Source organism: Mariniflexile sp. HNIBRBA6329 (assembly GCF_043558645.1).
Lineage (GTDB): Bacteria > Bacteroidota > Bacteroidia > Flavobacteriales > Flavobacteriaceae > Mariniflexile.
Genome location: NZ_JBIFXS010000007.1, coordinates 31,387 through 55,305 on the forward strand (window position 1 = coordinate 31,387; position 23,919 = coordinate 55,305).

Below are 23,919 nucleotides of genomic sequence, written 5' to 3' on the forward strand. Positions count from 1 at the left end.
TAATTTTTATATTTTTGGAACAGTAATTGCAAATTCCTATAAATAACATAACAATGTAATTCAAGAATGTAATTACAATTACCTCAATAAAGATGAAAAAGACACTACTTGTAATATCGGCAATAATAATCACACAAACAACCTTTGCACAACAGGAATCGGCATTTGGTGATGGTGAATGGTTTCAGTTTAAAATGAGTTATAGTGGCTTTTTAAAAGCAGGAAATGCCACGCTTTATGTAAAGGAAACGAAACTTGATAATAAAGATGTGTACCATGTAATAGGAAAAGGGTGGACGTCGGGCATGATAAAATGGTTTTTTAAAGTAAAAGACCGTTATGAAAGCTATTTTGATAGAACCACGCTACTGCCATATAAATTCATTAGAAATATAGATGAAGGTGGGCATACCAAAGATTTAGAGGTGGATTTTGATCAAAAAAATAACAAGGCCTATGTAAACGATAAAAAGAAAAAAACGAAAACCGAGTTTGAGACCAAACCAAACGTTCAAGACATGGTATCAACTTACTATTATTTGCGTAATAAAATTAATATAAGCGCTTTGAAAATAGGTGATGAGATACGTACCGATATGTTTTTTGATGAAGAAAATTACGGATTCAAACTAAAGTATTTAGGAACAGAAATTATTGATACCGATTTTGGTAAAATAGAGTCGTTAAAATTCAGGCCTTATGTTATGGCGGGACGCGTTTTTAAAGAAGAAGAAAGTTTAACACTTTGGGTGTCAAAAGATAAAAATAAAATACCTTTGCGTATTAGGGCCGATTTAAGGGTGGGTTCTTTACGTGCCGAATTAGAAGCTTTCAAAGGATTAAAACACCCTTTTAAAATAGTTGTTGATAATTAAAAGATATTTTGAAATCTAAAATAAACGACCAACTTAAAGACAAATACGAGGCAATAGACCAAGATTTAGAAGCTTATTTAGAAGGTCTATTACACAGTAAACCCATAAATTATTGGGATTATATTCAAACCGATGCCTTGTTGAATCTTCAAATACAGCGTACCGTTTTTCCAGACGAAATGGTATTCATCATGTACCATCAAATAAACGAGTTGTTGTTTAAAATGGTGCTTGTTGAAATTGACCAAGTAGCAAAAAGCAAAGAGTTGACCGTTGAATTGTTTACCTCAAAACTCATGCGTATCAGTCGTTATTTCGATATGCTTACTTCTTCATTTAGCATTATGAAAGATGGTATGGACGTTGATCAATACAACAAATTTAGAGCAACTTTAACACCAGCTAGCGGATTTCAAAGTGCCCAATACAGAAAAATTGAATTTGCTTCTACTGAATTGATAAACTTAATAGACAAACGATTCAGGGATACAATCGATAGAAATTCTTCCTATGAAAATGCTTTCGAGCATTTATATTGGCAAGCCGCTGGAAAGAATTATAAAACAGGCAAAAAAAGTTACACATTAACAGTTTTTGAAGAAAGATATAAAGACGAATTTATTAGATTTGCCCAGTTTTATAGCACAAATAATTTATACTCTAAATTTAAAGAGCTTCCTAAAGAAGCTAGGGAAGACAAAGAGTTAATTAACGCCATGCGCCATTTTGATTATACGGTAAACATCAAATGGGTTATGGCTCATTATAATACAGCAAATCATTATTTAAATATTGGCGGAAAAACCGCCGAAGCAACAGGAGGAAGTGAATGGGTAAAATACATGCATCCAAAGTATCAAAAAAGAATATTTTTTCCGGACTTATGGACAAAGCAAGAAATAGAAGAATGGGGAGTAAATATTTAGTAGTTTTATTAGCATTATTAAGCATTATTGCGTGTAAAGAAAAAGAGCAGCCTGTTGAAGTAGTACCAGTTGTAGAAAAGCCTGCCGATATTTACGAATTCGGGTTTAATTTAAGCGATTTTGTTGTAAAAAGAGATACCGTAAGAAGCGGTGATAGTTTTGGTGTTATTTTAGAGCGTAACAAAATTGGTTATCCAAGAATTTTTTCAATTGCAGAAAAAGCAAGAGACACATTCGATATTAGACGCCTTCAAATAGGAAAACCATACACATTGCTTTGTTCTAAAGATACTTTGGAAATTCCCAAACATTTCATCTATCAACCCAATCAAGAAGAATTTGTTGTTATAAGTTTTCAAGATTCCATTCACGCCTATACAAGTAGAAAACCAATTAAATATGTAGAGAAATCGGTTACAGGTGTTTTAAATAGCAGCATATCCCAAGAGTTAGATAAAAAAGGCATTAGCCCTATTCTAACCAACATGTTGGCTGAACAAATTTATGCTTGGACTATCGATTTTACAAGGCTTCAAAAAGGAGATTCGTATAAAGTAATTTATACCGATAAATATATTGATGATACTATTTATGCAGGTGTACATAATGTAAAAGCTGTAGTTTTTAACCATAAAAACACACCATATTATGCCTTTAGGTATCGAACGGATTCTATTAAAAACATATACGAATACTACAATGAAGCTGCTAAAGATTTGCGACGTGCCTTCTTAAAAGCACCTGTGCAATTTAGCAGAATATCATCTAAATACAACTTAAACAGGCGCATTGCTTACTACGGTTTTGCTTTGCGACCCCATAAAGGAACTGATTTTGCGGCACCTATTGGAACCCCTATTTTAGCCACGGCAAATGGAACAGTTACCGAATCGCAGTATAAAGGTGGTAACGGTAATTATGTAAAAATTAGACACAATAGCACTTACGAAACCCAATATTTGCATATGCAAAAACGTAAAGTTAGTGTTGGTCAGCACGTAAAACAAGGCGATGTCATTGGTTGGATAGGGATGACGGGAAATACCGGTGGACCACACGTATGCTATCGCTTTTGGAAAAATGGCAAACAGGTCGATCCGTTCAAAGAAAAATTATCACAATCAGAGCCAATTGCTGAATCTTTAAAAGGCGATTATTTAAATTTTATCAGACCAATAAAGGTTAAATTAGATGCGTTACCTATTTTTGATGATTCAAAGGAAAAAGAGGTAAAAACTACTGTAACTCAAAAAGAATAAATTATGGCACTACCAACTATCAACCCAACAACAACAAATGCTTGGAAAAAACTTCAAGAGCATTTTAATAAAGTTAGTAATAATCATATGAAAGATTTGTTTGCTCAAGATAAAGACAGGGCAAATAAATTCACCATTAATTGGGATGATTTTTATGTAGATTTTTCCAAAAACAGGATTACTGAAGAAACTTTAAAGTATCTGTTGGAATTAGCCGATGAGGTAAAGTTGAAAGATGCCGTTATAAGTCAATTTTCTGGCGAAATAATAAATGAAACCGAAGGTCGTGCCGTATTGCATACTGCTTTACGTGCGCCTAAAGATGCCAATTTTAAGGTAGAAGGCGTTAATGTAATGCCCGAAGTATATGCCGTAAAACAAAAAATAGAAGCGTTTACAAATCAAGTTGTAAATGGCGAACTTAAAGGTTTCACAGGAAAAGCGTTTACCGATGTGGTAAATATTGGTATTGGTGGATCCGATTTAGGTCCAGCTATGGTGGTTGATGCACTTCAATACTACAAAAACCACCTAACAACTCATTTTGTGAGCAATGTGGATGGCGACCACGTAAACGAAGTTATTAAAAAACTAAACCCAGAAACAACTTTGTTTGTAATAGTTTCAAAAACGTTTACAACACAAGAAACGCTTTCTAATGCCAATACGTTGAAAGCATGGTTTTTAAAATCGGCTAATGAAGAAGCGATTGCTAAACAATTTGTAGCGGTTTCAACCAACATTCAAAATGTAAAAGCTTTTGGTATAGATGAAAACAATATTTTCCCAATGTGGGATTGGGTTGGAGGTCGTTTTTCATTATGGAGCGCCGTTGGTTTAACCGTAAGTTTAGCCGTTGGCTATAAAAATTTTGATAGCTTGTTGCAAGGTGCCAATAAAATGGACGAGCATTTTAAAAATGAAGATTTTAAAACCAATATCCCCGTTGTTTTAGCATTAATAAGCGTTTGGTACAATAACTTTTTTAAAGCTGAAAGTGAGGCTATTATTCCTTATTCTCAATATTTAAATCAATTTGCTACGTACCTTCAACAGGGTATTATGGAAAGTAATGGCAAAAGTGTTGATAGAAAAGGCAACACAATAGATTACCAAACAGGTACTATTATTTGGGGAGAACCAGGAACCAATTCACAGCATGCATTCTTTCAATTAATACATCAAGGAACTAAATTGATTCCTGCCGATTTTATTGGTTTTACAAAATCGTTGCACGGAAACCAAGACCATCAAGATAAATTGATGTCTAACTTTTTAGCGCAAACCGAAGCATTGTTAAATGGAAAAACAGAAGAAGAGGTATTGGCAGAAGGAGCTTCGGAAACATTAAAGCCTTTTAAAGTTTTCCAAGGCAATAAACCTACAAATACTATATTTATTAACAAGTTAACACCAGAAAGTTTAGGTAAATTAATAGCGATGTACGAGCATAAAATATTTGTACAAGGCATTATTTGGAACATATTTAGTTATGACCAGTTTGGTGTAGAGTTAGGCAAGCAATTAGCTAGTAAAATTCTACAAGAATTTAACAATAGCGTAGGTAACAGCCATGATTCATCAACCCAAAATTTATTGAATCACTACAAGAAGATGTCTTAAAGAGCAGGAAATTCTTAATAATATTCTTAAAAAAAAGCATTTATATGAAAATTATAAATGCTTTTTTATTTATATAATAAGAATCTGATATGTTAACAATTACATAATAATCATGCGATATTTATACTTAATTTTGCAGCGACTAATTCATTTAATTAATCTTTATTATGAAAAAAACTACTCAATTTTTATTGATGGCTGTAGTGTTATTGTTTTCTACAGTTATGATGGCTCAAAGTACTATAACAGGTACTATTATGGATGCCGAACTTAATTCGCCACTACCAGGAGCGAATGTTGTTGAAAAAGGAACTACCAATGGTGTTTCTTCAGATTTTGACGGTAAGTTTAAATTAGAAACTACTACACCTACCGGTCAAATCGTTATTTCTTTTGTTGGTTACAGTTCAGTTACTTTAAAATTTACTGGAAGTACTAATTTGGGTAACATTAAATTAACCCCAGATAATTCACTTGACGAGGTTGTGATTATTGGTTCTGGTGTTATCGATCTAGCGGAGGGAAGAAAGACGCCCATTGCGGTTTCTACGATTAAGGCAAATCAAATTCAAGAAAAAACAGGAACTTCAGATTTACCAGAAGTTTTAAAATCAACCCCATCTGTTCAATCTATTCAAGGTGGAGGCTTTGGTGAAGGGCAAATGTTCTTAAGGGGTTTTGATCAAGTTAATACAGCATTTTTATTAAACGGGCAACCAATTAACAGTCCTGAGGATGGTAGGATGTTTTGGTCTAACTGGTCCGGAGTTTTAGATGTAGCACAAGCAGTTCAAGTACAACGAGGTTTAGGGTCTTCTAAATTAGCAATATCTTCTGTTGGAGGTACCGTAAATATTGTGACTAAAACAATTGATAGAAAAGAAGGCGGCTTTTTACAACAAATGATTGCTAATGATAATTACACAAAAACAACAGCATCATATTCAACTGGATTAATGGAAAGCGGATGGGCATTTTCAGCTTTATTAGGTCACTGGCAAGGTGAAGGTTACGTTGAAGATACCGATGGACAAGGACAAACCTATTTTATTTCTTTAGGATATAAGGCTAATGATAATAATATATTCAATTTCATGATAACAGGTGCTCCTCAGTGGCATGCAACTTCAGGGTTTTATAATTTAGAAACCTTATTGGATAATGGAAGAAAGTTTAATGGCTTTACAAATAATAATGGTTCATACAGTGGTGTAAATAGTCCAAATTTATTACAAAGCGGAAGATATCCAGCTGGACGAAACATCTATCATAAACCAGTTGCTAATTTAAGTTGGGATTTAACAATAAATGATAACTCATCGTTATCAACCGTATTATATGCATCGGCAGGTAGAGGTGCCTTTGCTTCAACGCAGCGTACGGGTAGCGCTGGAAGTAGAGTGGCTACTTATGCCAGAGGTTCTAACAATAACCATAACTGGTATGGTTTAGTAACTAATTACAATAATGATTTAAACGAAAATTTAAGCCTTAATGTAGGTGCTGATGTGCGTTTGTATAATGGTATTCATTTTAGAAGTGTTAACGAATTTTTATCAGTAAATTCAGTAAATGCGTCTAGTAATTATAATGGTGGTGCTTACCAATTAACAGAAGTTTTTGGAGGCATAAATCCATGGAATGTGTTTTTTAACACTAATGATGATCATGCACAACGTTTTGGGTATGATTATGAAGAAAATATTAACTACATGGGTGTCTTTGGTCAATTGGAATATGCAAAAGATAGTTTTTCAGCATTTTTTCAAGGATCTGCTTCTACACAATCCCACATAAGAACAGAATTTTTAAGTGTTGCTAGTGAAGGGCAATCGGAAGAATCAGATAAAGTGAATAATCCGGGATTTAATGTAAAGGCAGGTGCTTCATATAACCTAAATGCAAGTAATGTTGTTTTTGCTAATGTGGGCTACTATTCCCGTCAGCCTTTCCATAGTGATTTATTTGTTGATGATAGAAATTCAAATCAGTTAAACCCATTTGTAGAAGGCAACCAAAAAATTACAGGCCTAGAAGCAGGATATAAATTTTTAGGAGATGTTGTGTCTGCTAATCTTAATGTGTACCACACTACTTGGGATAATAAAATTGATTACAGCTCCAGAGATACCGATAGTAACGGACAAGCAGATGAGTTTACACAAACAAGTCCATTAAAACAAGTGCATATGGGAGTTGAGTTGGAAGTATTTACGCGTTTTGCTGAAGGATTGAATATTAATGGATTTGTGTCTGTTGGTGATTGGAAATACGATGGAAACATTACAACAAGAACGACTGATGATACAGGAGCTGTAATATCTCAAGGCGCTACGAGTTATATTGATGGTGTAAAAATTGGACAAGCAGCTCAATTTACTGCTGGTATTACTGCAGATTATGAAATTTTACCGCGTTTAAAAGTTGGAGCTAATTGGAATCAGTATGATAATTTATATGGGAACTCTGATTTTTCTGGAGCGGAATTTGCAACGGAAGATAATAGAGGCGCTATTAAATTACCCTCTTATGATACGGTTGATGCAGGCGTGTCATATAAAATGTTATTAGGAAAAAATGACGATAAGTCATTACAAATGCGAGTAAATATCAATAATGTTTTTGATGAAGTTTATATTGAAAACTCAAGAGATAACATTCATGTAGATTCCGGCGATGTAGCTTGGAAAGGAGTTAATGTAGATAATGGGGTAAGATTTGGTTACGGTAGAACATGGAATTTTAGCATGCGTTACAATTTCTAATATAATCACATCATATTATATCAAACCGCTTCCATGGAAGCGGTTTTTTTATGTTTTTAATTATTACATTTGTTGTTATAAACTTTTAAAAAAATAATTCATGTACGATGTTGTATTAAAGCTACATTCTTATTGGGCTTACTTAGTGCTTTTAGTGTTAATTATTGCGGTTGTAAATGCCTTAATAAAAGTATTTGGAGATAAAGAATATGAAGCTAAAGATTTTAGAATAGCATTATTCACTTTAATTGTTTCTCACATTCAATTGCTTATTGGTTTGGTACTTTATTTTGTATCGGATAGGTTTCAATTATGGAGCGAATTAGGCGGTGGGGTAATGAAAGACTCATTGCTAAGGTTGTATTTAGTAGAACATCCGTTAGTAAATATAATAGCTGTAGCTTTAATTACTATAGGTTATTCAAAACATAAAAAGAAGTTAACTTCAAAAACAAAATTAAAACCAATAGCTGTTTTCTATTCCATTGCGTTGGTATTGCTTTTATCAAGAATACCTTGGAGTATCTGGTTAGCTTAAAAAATGCATTCTAAAAAACACTGAATATGGTCCGTTCGAGCGGAGTCGAGAACTTTATTTTTTAAGAAATATTCATGAAGGTTTAGACTGTAATCGACCTGACAAATAACAAAAAATGCGACTTCTTAAAGTTGCATTTTTTGTTTTATATATAAAGGAAATTAATTGCTAACTTCCCTAACAAGGTACACATACACAGGAAAATGGTCGCTATAACCATCGGTAAACCCGCCATAGCTCCAACTACGTTTGGGATAGCCCTTATAAGCGCCTGCTTTTTGAATTAAATAGTTTTTATTGTAAATGCCAGATTTGTAAAACCTGAAAGACGAATAATCTTTTTCAAGCAATGGTTTTGTGAACATTATTTGGTCAAATAAACTCCAAGCATCCCTATAGGCCGTTGTGCCCAAACCATCTTTAAAATAGTTTTCATAAGGATTGTAAATACCTTTAAGTCCTACTTTGTCTTTGCTTTTTTCAGTTTTTAAAACCTTTTTAATGCTTTCATTGGTTGGGTCGTCATTCAAATCGCCCATAACAAAAACCTTAGCATAAGGGTCTATAGATTGCAGTGAATCTACTAAATGCTTGGTTAATTTGGCAGCTGCAACACGTTTTGGTCTGCTTCTAGCTTCCCCACCACTTCTAGAAGGCCAATGGTTTACTATAAGATGGATTAAATCGCCTTCCAATTCACCACTAACTAACAATTGGTCTCTGGTGTAAACACGTTTTCTGGTTTGGTCGTCAAATATTTTTAATTCATGAGTACTTGTAGAAATGGGTGTAAAAAGCTTTTTCTGGTACAATAAGGCTACATCTATACCTCTGGCGTCTGGCGAGTGGTAATGTACAATGCCATAATCTTTATCTCTTAATAAAGTGTCGTTTACAATAGCTTCTAAAACCTCTCTGTTTTCAACTTCGCAAACGCCAATAATAGCCGGAGCGTTGTTGGTATCTTCTTTTCCAATATCGGCTAAAACCCTCGCCATGTTTTTTACTTTCTTTTTATAGATCTCTTCCCTATTTACATTTAGTTCCATAATAGGGCTTGCTTCGTCAAATTTGGTAGGGTCATCTATAGGGTCAAAGAAGTTTTCTAAATTATAGAAAGCAACGGTATGTATTTTATAGATCTTTTTTTCCTGCGAACTTGCTTTAGTATATAGAAATATGTGGAGTACGATAACATAAAAATTAAGTTTTTTCATAAACATGATATTCTATTTAAATTTTTTATTATCAAATGTAAATATTTACTTTAAATGTTGTAAGTTTAGTTTGTTAAAAAAGTAGTATTTAACAACATATTATTTATAATTTAAGTGGAAGATGATAAAAAAATTGCTCATTTCTTTGCTCGGAATTTTTTCAGTTTTTACTGTTTTTGCACAACAAACCATTATTAAAGGTAGTGTGAATGATGCTGCATCTTTTGAGCCTATTCCCAATGTTTCTGTCACCATTGAAGAAACAAACCAAACGACACAAACTGACGCAAAGGGAACCTTTGTGTTTTCAGCTAATGTACCTTTAGGCGAGCAGATTTTAAAAATTTCAAAGATAGGATATGTTACAAAAAGGTACCCTATAGTTGTAAATGAAGCTAGAACGGTAAACATTACCGATATGACTTTGGAGTTTGATGCTTCAAGTTCGCAAGATTTGTTTACCATTACACTTTCTGATGACGAATTGACCGACGATACCAGTGGTTCAGACAATATTTCAGGACTTTTATCATCTTCCATGGATGTATTTCAACGTACAGCAGCTTTCGAGTTTAGCTCGTCGTTTTTTAGAATGCGAGGTTTAGATTCTGAAAACGGTTCTGTTTTAATTAATGGGATTGAAATGAACAAAGTATATGATGGTAGGCCACAATGGGCTAATTGGGGCGGATTGAACGATGTGGTTAGAAACCAAGAATTAACGCCAGGTTTAACCCCATCGGCTTATAATTTTGGAGGTATTTTAGGAACCACCAATATGAATACACGAGCTTCCGTTTTCCGCAAAGGAGGTCAAATAACATACTCGTCTTCAAACAGAAGTTATACCAATAGAGCCATGGCAAGTTATGCAACGGGGTTGATGAAAGGCGGATGGTCTATGGCCATTATGTTGTCTAGACGTTGGGGCAATGAAGGGTATCAAGATGCTACGTTTTACGATTCAAACTCGATTTTTGTTTCTTTAGAAAAGCAATTTGGAGAAAAGCACAGTTTAAACCTTACATCTATTTATGCACCAAACCGACGTGGAAAATCATCACCAAATACTCAAGAAGTGTATGATTTAAAAGGTATTAAGTATAACGAGTATTGGGGATATCAAGATGGTGAAAAACGCAATTCGCGTATAAAAAAAGTTAAAGAACCCATTTTAATGTTAAACCATTATTGGGATATTTCTAAAAAAACGAAGTTGAACACAAACGTTGGTTACCAATTTGGTCAAATAGGAAATAGTAGGTTGGATTTTGCTGGAGGTGTTAGCCCAAGTCCGACATATTATCAAAAACTACCAAGTTATTTTTTATCTGATCCTGATGGTCCTGATACAGCTGGAGCATACGAAGCTCAACAAGCATTTTTGAATGATGGACAAATAGATTGGGGCAGAATTTACGATGCTAACATTACAAACAATGCTGCTGGTACATACGCAGCCTATGGGTTGTATGAAGATAGGAGTGATGATAATCAGCTTACATTAAACACCATTTTAAATTCAGAAATCAATCAAAACATTATAGTGAACGCATCGGTTAACTATAAAAAATTAAAATCTGAAAACTTTGGAGAAATCATGGACTTGTTAGGTTCAAACTCAGGTGTTTTAAATGTAGATTCTTTTGATGGGTATCAATACGATACTCAAAATCCAGATAGAGTTGTTGGAGAAGGTGATAAGTACCGATATAACTACAATTTATTTGCCGATGTTATTTCTGGTTACGCTCAAGCCCAATTCAAATACAATAAAATTGATTTTTACCTTTCTGGTAGTGTAACAAATACAACTTACCAAAGAGAAGGTTTATGGGAGCACAGTAGGTTTGCTGGAACTCTATCTTATGGAAAAGGTGAAGAGCTAACCTTTAATGGTTTTGGCGGTAAAGCAGGATTTACCTATAAAATAACAGGGAAGCATTTAATAGATGTAAATGGAGGGTATATAACAAAAGCGCCATCGTTACGTAATACCTATTCAAACTCTAGAGAAAACCATAACATAGTTAGAAATATAGAAGAGGAAAAAGTAACGGCAATGGATGCAAGTTACATTTTCCGATCACCTATAGTAAAAGCAAAATTAACTGCCTATTATTCTAAAATTGAGGATGCTAATGAAGTTGGGTTCTATTTTGCCGATGGTTTAAGCGGAGAAGATATAGAAAGCAATGATACTTCTGCCTTTGTTCAGCAAGTTTTACAAGGTATCGATAAAAAGAATATTGGAGTAGAATTAGGTATTGAAGGACAAGTAACACCTACTATTAAACTAAAAGGCGCTGCTTCTGTAGGACAATTTACTTATGATAATAACCCAAATTTATATTTAACCTCGGCTAGTTTTACATCGGCAACTGGTTCAATTGACTATGGTAAAGCTAATTTGAAAGATTATAAAGTTGCTGGAGGTCCACAACGTGCTTATTCTGTTGGTTTTGAATACCGCGATCCAGATTATTGGTGGTTTGGTGCAACAGCCAACTTTTTTACTAATACCTATATAGATATTAATACCTTAACTAGAACAGAGAATTTTTATTTAGATGCTGATGGGTTACCGTTTAACGATTATGATGAAGATGTTGCAAGAGAACTTCTAAAACAAGAAAAGTTTGAATACTATATGGTAATAAACCTGGTAGGTGGAAAATCTTGGAAAATTGGCGATAAATACGTGGGTTTTTTTGCCAGTGTTGGAAACCTTTTAGATAAAGAATATAAAACAGGTGGTTTTGAACAAGGAAGAAATGCTAATTATCGCGAGTTAAGAGATGATAATGCAAACCCAACCCGTGTATTCGGAAATAAATACTGGTACGCCCGTGGTGCCAATTACTTCGTTAATTTTTACCTAAGGTTTTAAAAAAAGAATAAGAAAATATTAAAAACAATGTGTCATGAAAAATATAAATAAAATTTTAATGTTAATGGTTGCTGTAGTAGCTGGTTTTACTATCCAATCGTGTGTTCAAGATGACGACTTTACAGTACCTACTAGCCTAGGTAACGATGAAAATGAAGGTTTGAAAAAATTATTGGCTAAAATTGACAATGGACAGGTGCAATTGCAAACCATTGCCCAAGTAAAAAGCAATTTTGTGCAATATGAAGCAACTCAAATAACGTCTGAGATTGCTGTAAAGGGTTATGTGTCTTCAAGTGATGAAACAGGTAATTTTTATAAAGAATTCTTTATTCAAGACAGCCCAACAAATCCAACGTCAACCCTTAAAGTGGTTTTAAACCAAGTGGATACTTATAATCAATTCAACAAAGGTAGAGAGGTTTATATTTATTTAAAAGGATTGTATATAGGTGAAACCAATACGGGCGATGATGTTATAACTATTGGAGGTAAGTTTGATACGTTTGATAATGATGTTTTAGCCATGACAGCTAACCAGATTCCAGATCATTTATTCCGATCTACTACAACCGAAACTTTGGTTCCTAAAGAATTGAGCTTATCGCAAATTACAGAAGCTCACATAGGTATGTTTGTAAAATTATTGGATGTACAATTTCCAATAGGATTGGCAGGACAACCTTATATAGATCCTACAGATGATTTTGATTCTCAAAGACCTATTGAAAGTTGCAGTGATTCTTCAGAATTCATCTTAGAATCTAGCACCTTTGCTTCTTTTAAAAACATCATTATACCTACTAACGGAAAAGGAACTATTTCAGGAATTATTAATAAAACTTATAATGGTTACGATTTAGTAATTAACTTAAACGCTACCGATGATGTGGTTATGGACGGTAACCGTTGCGACCCGTTATTTGTTGAAACTTTCGAAACTAATTTTACAACTTGGACTGCTTACAGTGTAACTGGGGCTCAAGTATGGCAATCTAATAATTATGGTAACCCAGGTAAATGTGCTGCAATGTCTGGTTATGCTAGTGGTAATAAAGCGAATGAAGATTGGTTAATTACACCAGCTATCAATTTATCAAACGTTACCGGAGCTACCCTTACATTCCAAACAGCACAAAACTATGCTGGTAATGTATTGCAAGTATTTATGTGTACCGATTACGTTCCCGGTAGAAACCCAACTACAAGTGGTACTTGGTCTCCTATTTCAGCAACTATATCTTCAGGAAACAGTTGGAAATGGACCAATTCTGGAAGTATAGATGTATCAACTGCTGTAGGAGGTAATTTGTTTGTGGCATTTAAATACACTTCAACCACATCGGCAGCTGCAACTTACGAAGTAGACAATGTAAAAGTGGTTGCAAAATAATTTATTTAGCTGTTTTTTGTTTTGAAATGACGTTGAGATAATGAGTACATTTACCCAGAAAAAAAATAGTTATTAGCCAAATAAAAAATGAACACCTTCGACGTCCTATTCTACAGCATATTTACCTTTTTTAAACCCAAGTACAAACAAAAATCGAATAGCATTGCTATGGCTTATGTTTCGATATTACAATGCACGTTGTTACTGCTTTTGGGAGTATTCTTTGCGAAATTTTTTAATCAAACGAACATGACTACCATGAGCAAAGAAAAAGCGTGGATACTGTTTGTTTTGGTTTCAGGCTTTGTGTTTTTTAAAAACTGGATGCAATACACTGGTAAAAGGCGTATGATGATAAATGCCAAAATGAACAAAAAGGCAAGTCCAAAACACAGCATTTGGTTGCTTTTATTGTTGCCAATAGGAGCACTCATGTTGGCATTTGTGCTTTTTCAAGCTGCTTAATCACTTCTTAAAAATAGCATACACCGGAAAATGGTCGCTATATCCGCCTTGGTATTTTTTTCCTATATAGGTTCTAAAAGGACTTCCTTTAAACTTTCCGTTAAAGAGTTTTAAAAAATCTTCATCAAAAATATTAGCGGTTTCAAATTCAAACTTATTGGGCGTTTTCTCAAAAAAATTAGTGGAGAATATTATTTGGTCAAATAAATTCCATTGGCGGTTATGGTAGGTGGTGCCTCTGCTGAAAGAGCGCAAGGTTTCCATTGGGTTGTAAAGGCTTGCATCTTCAATTAAATTTTTAATGCTATTGCTCGACGGGTCGTCGTTAAAATCGCCTATAATAATAATTTTAGCGTCTGCATCTTCTAAGCGTAAATTGGCAATGATTTCAGTTACTTTATGTGATGAGGCCATACGTTTAGGTTCGGTTTCCTTTTCACCTTCACGTCTAGACGACCAATGGTTCACAATCACATGAATAGCTTCGCCATCTAAAAACCCAGAAACCAATAAAATATCTCTTGTATAATTGGGTATTCCTAAGGCATCAATCAAATGAATTCTAAATACTTCGGAATGTGTTACCTCAAAAGCTGTAGTGTCGTATATCAAAGCTACATCAATACCGCGTTCGTCTAAAGAATCGTAATGTATATAACCGTAATTGCAGTTTTCTAAATGCTTGTAGCTAATTAAATCTTCAATGGCTTTGGAATTTTCAACTTCTGCCAACCCCACAATAGCAGGGTGTTTGCCTGTTTCTTTTTGTCCAATATTAGAAATGGCAAAACTTAATTTCCGAAGTTTATTGTCGTAGCGTTTTGGCGTCCATTTTTTTACGGAAATGGGAAGTAAATCATTATCGTTTGTTCTGGAGTCATCATAAATATCGAACAAATTTTCAAGATTATAAAATGCTATGGTTTGTAAGTCGTGGCGTATGGGTGTATCTTCAAAAAAGTCGGTCATAATTCAAAATAATCACTAAAAATATAAAAATTTAAGTGGTTGCAATTGTGTAACTTTGCATATTACGTTTATTTTATGTTAGAAAAGAAAGATATTACTTTAGAAAAGGCCGTTTTAATAGGTGTTATTACTAAGGAACAAGACGAAGTTAAATCTCGTGAATATTTAGATGAGTTAGAGTTTTTAACCTTCACAGCAGGTGGCGAGGTGGTGAAACGTTTTACCCAAAAAATGGAAAGACCCGACCCAAGAACGTTTATAGGTACTGGTAAAATAGAAGATGTTCGCAAATATATTGAAGAACATGAAGTGGGAACTGCTATTTTTGATGATGAATTATCGTCTGCCCAAGAACGCAACATTAGTAAAATTCTAAATTGTAAGGTTTTAGATAGAACCAATTTAATTCTCGATATTTTTGCACAACGTGCCCAAACCAGTTATGCTAGAACGCAAGTAGAATTGGCACAATGCGAATATTTATTACCGCGTTTAAGGGGTATGTGGACGCATCTTGAGCGTCAAAAAGGGGGTATTGGTATGCGTGGTCCTGGTGAAACTGAGATTGAAACCGATAGACGTATAGTACGCGATAAAATTTCATTGTTAAAAGAAAAATTAAAAACCATCGATAGGCAAATGTCGGTCCAACGTGGTAACCGTGGTGCTATGGTGCGTGTGGCGTTGGTAGGTTATACTAATGTTGGAAAATCGACGTTAATGAATGTGATAAGTAAAAGTGATGTGTTTGCCGAAAATAAATTGTTTGCCACTTTAGATACTACTGTTAGAAAAGTAGTGATTCAAAATTTACCATTTTTGTTAAGTGATACCGTTGGTTTTATTAGAAAGTTGCCTACCCAATTGGTGGAAAGTTTTAAAGGTACGCTTGATGAGGTTCGGGAAGCCGATTTACTTTTGCATGTGGTTGATATTTCGCATCCTAATTTTGAAGAGCATATTGAGTCGGTAAACAAGATTTTAGGTGAAATTAAAAGTGCCGATAAACCAACTATCATGGTGTTTAACAAAATTGATGCCTATAAAGCAGAACCTTTAGATACGGATGATTTAGAAACAACACGCAGTAGTAAACATTACACGCTTAACGAATGGAAAAGCACTTGGATGAGTAAAGTGGGCAATAACGCTTTGTTTATTTCGGCATTAAATAAAGAAAATTTAGAAGATTTTAAAAAACGTGTTTACGATGAGGTTCGCGAAATTCATATCACACGATTTCCTTATAACAAATTTTTGTACCCCAACTACGAAGATATGAATTAGATAAAACCAAGGATGGCGTTAATAAAAGGATTACTGAAAAATAGATGGATAAAATGGTGGCTTATAGGTTTTGCATCCATCTTAATTTTTTTCCTTGGGCTTTATATTAGCATTTATTTAGGGGTTTTTGGGAAGGTGCCAACAAGTACTGAATTAAGTTCCATTAAACAAGAAGAAGCAACTCAGGTTTTAGATCATGAAGGAAAACTTATAGGCAAGTATTATATCTATGATAGGCAGCCTTTAAAATATGAAGATTTTCCGAAACACCTTATTGATGCTTTAGTGGCTACCGAAGATGTTCGCTTTTATGAACATAACGGTATTGATAATGTAAGTTTGATGCGCGTTTTTGTAAAAAGCATTCTACTACGAGATAAATCTGCTGGTGGCGGAAGTACCATTACCTTACAACTCGCAAAAAATCTATACGGCAGGAATAATTACAGGTTTTTCAGCATGGTCATCAATAAGTTTCGTGAATCCATTATTGCTGAACGTATAGAAACCATTTATTCCAAAAAAGAGATCCTTACCATGTATTTCAATACGGTTCCTTTTTCAGATAACACTTACGGTGTAGAAAGTGCCGCACGTAAATTTTTTAATAAACCAGCATTTCAGCTTACAAAAGATGAAGCCGCAACTTTGGTGGGGTCTTTAAAAGCGAACAATTATTATAACCCCAGATTAAACCCAGAACGCAGTTTAAACAGACGTAATGTTGTGCTTAATCAAATGGTTAAATATGGAAATATGCCGCAAGATTCGGCAGATTTTTATGCAAAAAAGCCATTGGGATTGGATTACAAATCCTTTAATCATGATGTTGGGATAGCGCCTTATTTTAGAGAGCAAGTAAAAAAAGAATTGGCTGTAATTTTAGATTCTATTAAAAACCCAAATGGCGAGCCTTATGATTTATATCGTGATGGTTTGATAGTTCATACCACTTTAGATATGGGGATGCAAGAGTTGGCAGAAGAGGCAATGAAAGAGCATCTTACCATTTTACAAAACGAGTTTGAAGCATCCTATGGAAACTATGCACCTTGGAAAACCAATAAAAAACTTATTGAAAGTGCTTTAAAGAAAACATCTCAACACAAAAAATTTAAGGAAGCGGGGTTGTCCGATGCACAAATTCATGATTCACTTTTCGTAAAACGCGATATGGAGTTATTTCATTGGAAGGGAGATACCATTCAGAAAATAAGTGTTTTAGATAGTTTACAGTACTATTTGAAATTTTTAAACACAGGTATGTTGAGCATCGAACCCAAAACAGGTGCCATAAGAACTTATATTGGTGGTACGGATTACCGATTTTTTAAATATGACCATGTATCGCAAAGCGAACGACAGGTAGGTTCCACTTTTAAACCGTTTGTTTATACGGCTGCTATTGAAAACGGTATGAAACCTTGTACCTATTTTTCATTAGCGGAGGTAACTTATAGTAATTATAACAATTGGACGCCATCCAATTCTGGAGGCGAAACGGAAGATCCTTATATCAATTACAATCTAGAAATGGCATTAAGCAATTCAGTAAATACCATTGCGGTAAAGGTGCTGAATGAAGTTGGAATTCCTAATGTTTTAGAACAAGTTAAAAAATTAGGGATTAAAAAAGAGTTGCCCAACTTGCCCTCTATAGCATTGGGTGTTACCGAAATTAATTTAAAAGAACTCACGGGTGCGTATGCTAGTTATGTGAATAATAGTAAACCTGTTAAACCATTTTGCATTACAAAAATTACAGATAGGAATGGAAAGGTAATTGCCTCATATAAACAAGAAGAATCAGAGCCGGCTTATAACGATTATACACGTCAAGTCATGCTTGAAATAATGAAATCGACGGTTAATTCGGGTACAGCTTCCAGATTGAGAACCTCATATGGTTTAACCAATGACATGGCAGGTAAAACAGGAACCACTCAAGATAATAAAGATGGTTGGTTTGTTGGCATTACCCCAAATTTGGTGACGGTTACTTGGGTAGGGAACGATAACCAATCTATTGGTTTTAAAACCACAGGTATGGGGCAAGGAGCAAATTCGGCTTTACCAATTTTTGCTAAATTTTATAAGAAGATGAATGAAGTTTCCCAATACAATTACATTACAAAAAGTCATTTTAAAAAACCTTCAGATGAGGTTATCACCGATTTAGATTGCAACGCAGAAAAGCGCGATGGATTTTTCAAAAGGTTTTTTTCCAGCAAAAAGAAGCAACGTAAATTCAAAGGAAATAAGGATAATTAAAAACGCACATCATTTCATGTGCGTTTTTAATGTATGACGTTTATATGTGTTTTAAGTGAGTTTTTATTAATTCAGTTTTTTGTTTTCTAAAATGTCAAATCCGAAAAAACCTTTCCGCGTTTCAAATTCTATAGTTTTATAAAAATCCATTTTGTCATAATATTCGGCAAAAAAAACTAATTCTTTTTCTTTTCCTTTATAATTTATTGTAAAAACAGGCTGTTTTTTTCCGTAATGATGTTTTGTCCCAGTTCCATGAATCCAAGTTCGGTCAACGATTTCATAAGATTCAGTTTTTAAGTTTGGGTCAGCTAAATAATAATTAGTCAGCATAAAAATAGAGCAGGCAATAAATCCAAATCCGATTATGTAATGCATTAACGAGTATAAATACAAACCTATTCCGCTATAATTATAAGTCCGTTTGTAATTCTTAAAATCCATTAAAAAACTCAAAACTGCAACGACAATTACTATAGATGCAGGTATCACCCAATTAATTATTGTATTCCGAAAAATTTGTATTTGAAAATACATTAAAATTATTCCTAGAAAGAAAATGGAAGGATAAAATATTTTTCGTTGTTTTTGTGTCATTCTTCAAAGGTGTGGTAACAAGAGTTTTTATAATTAAAATTTATAACTCAATCCAATAGTGTAATATGATTGTAAATCGTTATCGGCATATTTAAGTTGCGATTGTGTGCTACCTGGTTGACTTTGTTGATAGTTATAAGCTTCTTGTTTGTTTTGTCTTAATCCAAAATCAAAACCAACACCAATCATTTTCCAAAGAGTATAGCTAAACGAGTTATTCCAAGTCCAGTTGGAGTAGTCACTAGTTTTATAGCTTTGGAACATAGATAAGTTTGTTTTAAAGTTTATAGCACCAATTTGTCTGGTATAATCCGCTACAATTTTTGCACCTAATGACGACTCGAAAATCGTTTCGCCACTGCTAAACACAAAGTTGTAGTTTAAAGGGTGAATTACCACAATTAAATTATCAATAGGCGTCCAAGTGGCACCAATACCTAAATCTAAATAACCTGGGTTGTTAAAGTTGTCTAAAAGCGTAGTTCTGTACTCCATTAAAGTAGAAGCTGCTAATGTTTTTGTAATGTTTCTTCCATATAAAGATGTAACATTAAAAACATCGGTAGTAGGTCTAAAACTGTCATCATCTGTTGGGTCATCTTTATCATCTAATTTCACCCAATTTAAATTGGTAGTCAGTGCATTTCTCCAAAAGAATTTTTCTTGAATTAAGTTGGCATGACCATTAAAAGTAAATCCAATATTACCAGATGAGTTGTTCGGCACACCTTGTGCATACCATTTACTAAAGTTAGATAAGCTACCACCAATAGTTCCAAAAGCGCCAACTCTCCAACCTGGTAAAGCATCTATTTTTGCTTGTAAAGCTCTTGCTTCACTTTGTAAGGCTTTTGCAGCAGCTTGTTTTTCGGCTTTTTGAGCTTCAAGCTCTTCTTTTGTTTGTGCGTTTACTGTTGAAATTCCAATAAATAATGTAAGTAATAATAGGATTCTTTTCATTTTTTAAGTTTGATAAATTGATATTATTAAAATTTTAGACCCATTTTTGAAAGCAGGTCACATAAAAAATTATTTTAAGATTATTTGTTTTTATAAAGGGGAACCGAAGAACAAGCTTCGCCATACATAATGGATTTTGCAATAGGTTTTAATTTGTTGGCAAGCATAATATAGGCATTTTGAGGCACTGGTTTTTTTGAACAACCTTTTATGATTAAAGGCTTATTTGCAAATTCAGAAACATCTAAATTATTTAAGACATCTTGATATATGGAAGTTTCTAAAAGTTCCAAATTGCCAATAATGATTTTTTTAGCAAACGGTTCTAGGTGTAAACTAATAAGCATATACGCCCAACCTGGTATAATAGCATCGGTACTACAGGTTAACGCTAAATACGAATCTTGGTATTGCGACCAATCGTATTCGGCAACTTGGTTTCTAAAATCTTTTTCTCGTAAAACGAAACCTTCAAAAAGCCAATCTTTAATATCAAAAAGGATACGCTGGCCTTTAGGATAGTAGTCTTCAAGGTTGATAGTAACCAAAACACTGTTCGCAACGCGATTTATAATTTCATCTGCCATACTACAAATTTAAACAATTTTATTATTGATAACCTTCCGCTTGAAGCGAAAACAATTCAGCATATAAGGTCTGGTTTTGCATCAATTCAGCATGTGTGCCAATTTCCAGTACTTTACCGTGTTCCAAAACTAAAATTCTATCGGATTGCCTAACGGTACTAAATCTATGCGAAATAATAATGCTTGTTTTTCCTTTGGTTAAACCAATAAACCGTTCAAAAACTTCGCTTTCTGCTTTGGCATCCAATGCTGATGTGGGTTCGTCTAAAATCATAACTTCCGCATTCTTCATATAGGCACGGGCTAAAGCAACTTTTTGCCATTGCCCACCAGAAAGTTCTTGTCCGTTAGAAAACCGTTTTCCTAATTGTTGATTGTAACCATGTTTAAGTTCAGATACCACATCATCTGCCAAACTTAACTTAGCTGCGGTTTCTATTTTAGATTGATTGTCCAATTCATCTATGTTTCCAATAGCGATGTTTTCTTTTACAGTGAATTCATATCTAAAGAAATCTTGAAAAATAACTCCGAAAAATTCTTGATATTCCGCTTTATTGAAGCGATTAATATTAATGCCATCCAATAAAATTTCACCCGAAGTGGGTTCGTAAAAACGTAAGAGTAACTTGGTAAGCGTTGTCTTTCCAGCACCATTTTGACCCACAAATGCCATTTTTTCACCTGCTTTAAGTGTGAAATTAATGCCTTTCAATATGTCAATATCTGAATCGGGATATGAAAAATGAACGTTTCTAAATTCAAAACCTTCTTTAATGTGCTTAGGAAGCGGTACGTCTTCTTTGGTTTTTGAAGCGATGGAGATATCAATAAAATCGAAATAATCTTTTAGGTATAAAGCACTTTCTGATATGCGGGTGAATTTCGAAAAGAAATCTTGAAGGTTTCGCATCAATCGGTTGAAGGACCCCGATAAAAAGGTAAGCTCACCTAATGTAATTACCCCCGAAAGGACGCGGTAAATAATAAAAACATACGCACCATAATAGCTTAAAGAACCTAAAACATTAAACAGAAAACCCAATGCTGAACGTTTGATAGCAAGGGTTTTGTTGAGTTGATAATATTCTTCGGAAAGGTTTTTAAAACGATCTACAATAAAATCGGTTAAACCAAAAAGCTTTATTTCTTTAGCAGTTTTGTCGTTGGCGCCAATGAAACGCAGATAGTCCAATTCGCGTCGTTCGGAAGTCCAACTTCTTGCTAGAGAGTATTGCTGTTGGCTAAAACGAACTTCGTTAATAAACGATGGAATGATGCTGAGCACCAACAGAATAATTAAATAAGGTTCAAAATAAATTAGTCCAGCTACTAAAGTGGCGATGGAAATGGCGCTTTGTACTTGCCCCAACACGTTGGACATTAAGCCCACACGACCTGTAGTTTGTGTTCGAGCGCGTTCCAGTTTATCATAAAACTCCGAATTTTCTAATAAACTAATATTGATTTGATTGGTTTTTTTTATGATGGTTACGGAGGTTGCAATGTTGTATTCATCACCCAATAAACCATCGGTAAGCGAAATGGCTCTACTTATTAAATCGGAAAGGACAACCAAGGCAAATTCAATACTTACATAGGTCCAAAGTTGCGTATAATCCGATGCGTTTATGGAAGTAAGATGAATGATTTCATCAATAATTAACTTTCCAACCCATAAAATGATGACAGGAAGCAAAGCTCCAATAAGTCTGCAAAACGCAGATGCTAAGAAGAGTTTTTTGTTTACATTCCAAATTTCTTTTAGAAACCGTGGGATATAAACCAAGGTATTAAAAGACGACTTTAAATTTGTTTTTTTGTCGTCTTTTAAAGATTTAGTGGTGCGTTTGGCCATTCAAAATAGTTAATTAAAGCATCCCCAATTCAAGTTTTGCTTCTTCGCTCATTAAATCTTGTGTCCAAGGCGGATCGAAAGTGATTTCAACTTCGGCCGACTTTACATCGTTTAACGACTTTACTTTTTCTTCAACCTCCATTGGTAATGTTTCTGCTACCGGACAGTTTGGGGTTGTTAAAGTCATTAATATTTTAACGTCGTAATCTTCATTTACAAATACATCATAAATCAATCCTAATTCGTAGATGTCTACAGGTATTTCTGGGTCGTAAATGGTTTTAAGTACGTTTACTATTTTTTCTCCTAATTCGGTAGTATCAATTGTTTCGCTCATTTTTTTAACGTTTTTTGTTAAGTTGTACGTTGTTAAGTTGTTTTTCTGAACGACTCCACAACAAACGACTTAACTATTTAAGTTGTGTTTGGTATGCAATAGCATACATTTTAAGTTGTTTTATCATACTTACCAAACCGTTTGCTCTGGTAGGCGATAAATGTTCTTTTAAACCAATTTGGTCTATAAAACCCATATCGGCATCAATGATGTCTTTTGGGTGTTGGTTTGAAAATACACGTATTAAAATAGCAATAATACCTTTGGTGATGATGGCATCACTATCGGCAGTAAATTCTATTTTATCGTTCTGCATTTCGGCATGTACCCAAACTTTACTTTGGCAACCTTTTATAATGTTGTTGTCGGTTTTATATTGGTCGTCAATTAAGGGTAAATCTTTCCCTAAATCAATCATATATTGGTAACGTTCTTCCCAATCTTCAAACATTGAGAATTCGTCTATTATTTCGTTTTGGATATCTTCAATACTCACTCTTAAAATTTTATAGTTGTCTCCTCAGGCGCAGTCTAGATGTTGTTTCTATATGCAAAACATAATGAGGTGTCGACTGCGCTCGACCTGACATCAATTTATATAGCAAAAATACAACAAGAAATGTTGCTATTCAATGTTTTCTGAAATAGATAGTATTTCTTTAACAAGTTGTGCTATTTCTTCGGGAGGGTTTCCATGGTCGAAACTTTGGCTTTCATAGGTTTTTCCTTCGTAAGTTATTTTTAAATTGCCTATTGCTGCACCATCAAAAAAACGTTTTTCAGAAGGTGCTTTTAGTTCTGAAATGTTTTTTATGGTTACAGATTTTAATGCATTTATTAATCCTTCCCATTGTTTTTCTTCAGTAGGTTTTAAAATAGCAGCATCAGTTCTATTTTTTTTAATTGAAGTTGTTTTTTTATTCGCTTTAATTTCTAAAAATTGACCTCTAGACATGGCTGAATATTCAAAAGAAATGGAATCCTGATTTATTTTTGATTCGTTACAACTTTCATTCAAAATTATTAAGTTTAGTAAGATTAAAATCACTTTCATATGAATTGTTTTATATAATAATACAAAAAAGACGCCAAAAAGACGTCT

Annotated in this window: 20 protein-coding genes; 11 read left to right on the forward strand and 9 right to left on the reverse strand. The window is 34.0% G+C overall.

Features of this window, described 5'->3' with window-relative positions:
- Positions 1-92 precede the first annotated feature (92 nt).
- The 6 genes from ACGK9U_RS09715 (at position 93) to ACGK9U_RS09740 (ending at position 7,986) form a co-directional block, all read left to right on the forward strand.
- On the forward strand, positions 93-875 hold the full coding sequence (locus tag ACGK9U_RS09715; protein ID WP_394466179.1) for a DUF3108 domain-containing protein: 783 nt from the start codon (positions 93-95) through the stop codon (positions 873-875).
- Between the two features lie 8 nt (positions 876-883).
- Entirely contained in the window at positions 884-1,801 is a 918-nt protein-coding gene (locus ACGK9U_RS09720) for a tryptophan 2,3-dioxygenase family protein (RefSeq protein WP_394466180.1), read from the forward strand.
- On the forward strand, positions 1,759-3,060 hold the full coding sequence (locus tag ACGK9U_RS09725; RefSeq protein WP_394466181.1) for a peptidoglycan DD-metalloendopeptidase family protein: 1,302 nt from the start codon (positions 1,759-1,761) through the stop codon (positions 3,058-3,060). Before ACGK9U_RS09720 ends, ACGK9U_RS09725 begins: the two co-directional genes overlap by 43 nt.
- A 3-nt stretch (positions 3,061-3,063) precedes the next feature.
- A complete protein-coding gene (pgi, locus tag ACGK9U_RS09730) occupies positions 3,064-4,683 on the forward strand; it encodes a glucose-6-phosphate isomerase (protein ID WP_394466182.1) in 1,620 nt (539 codons plus the stop codon).
- A 167-nt stretch (positions 4,684-4,850) separates the two neighbouring features.
- Entirely contained in the window at positions 4,851-7,448 is a 2,598-nt protein-coding gene (locus ACGK9U_RS09735) for a TonB-dependent receptor domain-containing protein (RefSeq protein ID WP_394466183.1), read from the forward strand.
- 100 nt (positions 7,449-7,548) lie between these two features.
- On the forward strand, positions 7,549-7,986 hold the full coding sequence (locus ACGK9U_RS09740; RefSeq protein ID WP_394466184.1) for a hypothetical protein: 438 nt from the start codon (positions 7,549-7,551) through the stop codon (positions 7,984-7,986).
- Positions 7,987-8,147: 161 nt separating this feature from the next.
- Here the strand turns inward: ACGK9U_RS09740 and ACGK9U_RS09745 are convergent, their stop codons facing one another.
- Positions 8,148-9,203, reverse strand: coding sequence for an endonuclease/exonuclease/phosphatase family protein (locus ACGK9U_RS09745; protein WP_394466185.1), 1,056 nt, complete (start codon positions 9,201-9,203; stop codon positions 8,148-8,150).
- Positions 9,204-9,324: 121 nt separating this feature from the next.
- Between ACGK9U_RS09745 and ACGK9U_RS09750 the strand changes: the two genes are divergently transcribed.
- The 3 genes from ACGK9U_RS09750 (at position 9,325) to ACGK9U_RS09760 (ending at position 13,951) form a co-directional block, all read left to right on the forward strand.
- Positions 9,325-12,093 carry a carboxypeptidase-like regulatory domain-containing protein gene (locus ACGK9U_RS09750; RefSeq protein WP_394466186.1) on the forward strand — a complete coding sequence of 923 codons (2,769 nt, stop codon included), beginning with the start codon at positions 9,325-9,327 and terminating at the stop codon, positions 12,091-12,093.
- Between the two features lie 34 nt (positions 12,094-12,127).
- Entirely contained in the window at positions 12,128-13,486 is a 1,359-nt protein-coding gene (locus ACGK9U_RS09755; RefSeq protein WP_394466187.1) for a DUF5689 domain-containing protein, read from the forward strand.
- Positions 13,487-13,744: 258 nt separating this feature from the next.
- On the forward strand, positions 13,745-13,951 hold the full coding sequence (locus tag ACGK9U_RS09760) for a hypothetical protein (protein ID WP_394466188.1): 207 nt from the start codon (positions 13,745-13,747) through the stop codon (positions 13,949-13,951).
- Here ACGK9U_RS09760 and ACGK9U_RS09765 read toward each other — a convergent pair whose 3' ends face one another.
- Positions 13,952-14,920 (reverse strand): endonuclease, encoded by a 969-nt coding sequence (locus ACGK9U_RS09765; protein WP_394466189.1) that lies wholly within the window; start codon positions 14,918-14,920, stop codon positions 13,952-13,954.
- Between the two features lie 75 nt (positions 14,921-14,995).
- Here ACGK9U_RS09765 and hflX point away from each other — a divergent pair, with 75 nt between their 5' ends.
- Together hflX and ACGK9U_RS09775 are read left to right on the forward strand one after the other, a co-directional pair.
- The gene (gene hflX, locus ACGK9U_RS09770; protein WP_394466190.1) at positions 14,996-16,207 is read left to right on the forward strand and encodes a GTPase HflX; all 1,212 of its coding nucleotides are present in this window, start codon (positions 14,996-14,998) and stop codon (positions 16,205-16,207) included.
- Positions 16,208-16,219: 12 nt separating this feature from the next.
- Complete coding sequence (locus ACGK9U_RS09775; RefSeq protein WP_394466191.1) at positions 16,220-18,478, forward strand: transglycosylase domain-containing protein; 2,259 nt, start codon at positions 16,220-16,222, stop codon at positions 18,476-18,478.
- 66 nt (positions 18,479-18,544) lie between these two features.
- Here ACGK9U_RS09775 and ACGK9U_RS09780 read toward each other — a convergent pair whose 3' ends face one another.
- The 7 genes from ACGK9U_RS09780 to ACGK9U_RS09810 all read right to left on the reverse strand — a co-directional run bounded on the left by ACGK9U_RS09780 (position 18,545) and on the right by ACGK9U_RS09810 (position 23,871).
- A complete protein-coding gene (locus ACGK9U_RS09780) occupies positions 18,545-19,075 on the reverse strand; it encodes a hypothetical protein (protein WP_394466192.1) in 531 nt (176 codons plus the stop codon).
- Between the two features lie 33 nt (positions 19,076-19,108).
- Positions 19,109-20,035 (reverse strand): DUF3078 domain-containing protein, encoded by a 927-nt coding sequence (locus ACGK9U_RS09785; protein WP_394466193.1) that lies wholly within the window; start codon positions 20,033-20,035, stop codon positions 19,109-19,111.
- Positions 20,036-20,115: 80 nt separating this feature from the next.
- On the reverse strand, positions 20,116-20,622 hold the full coding sequence (locus tag ACGK9U_RS09790) for a DUF2480 family protein (protein ID WP_394466194.1): 507 nt from the start codon (positions 20,620-20,622) through the stop codon (positions 20,116-20,118).
- Between the two features lie 22 nt (positions 20,623-20,644).
- A complete protein-coding gene (locus tag ACGK9U_RS09795) occupies positions 20,645-22,480 on the reverse strand; it encodes an ABC transporter ATP-binding protein (protein WP_394466195.1) in 1,836 nt (611 codons plus the stop codon).
- 13 nt (positions 22,481-22,493) lie between these two features.
- Positions 22,494-22,817, reverse strand: coding sequence for an SUF system Fe-S cluster assembly protein (locus tag ACGK9U_RS09800; RefSeq protein ID WP_209652398.1), 324 nt, complete (start codon positions 22,815-22,817; stop codon positions 22,494-22,496).
- 73 nt (positions 22,818-22,890) lie between these two features.
- Entirely contained in the window at positions 22,891-23,313 is a 423-nt protein-coding gene (locus ACGK9U_RS09805; protein WP_394466196.1) for a SufE family protein, read from the reverse strand.
- A gap of 129 nt (positions 23,314-23,442) precedes the next feature.
- On the reverse strand, positions 23,443-23,871 hold the full coding sequence (locus ACGK9U_RS09810) for a hypothetical protein (protein ID WP_394466197.1): 429 nt from the start codon (positions 23,869-23,871) through the stop codon (positions 23,443-23,445).
- Positions 23,872-23,919: the final 48 nt, after the last annotated feature.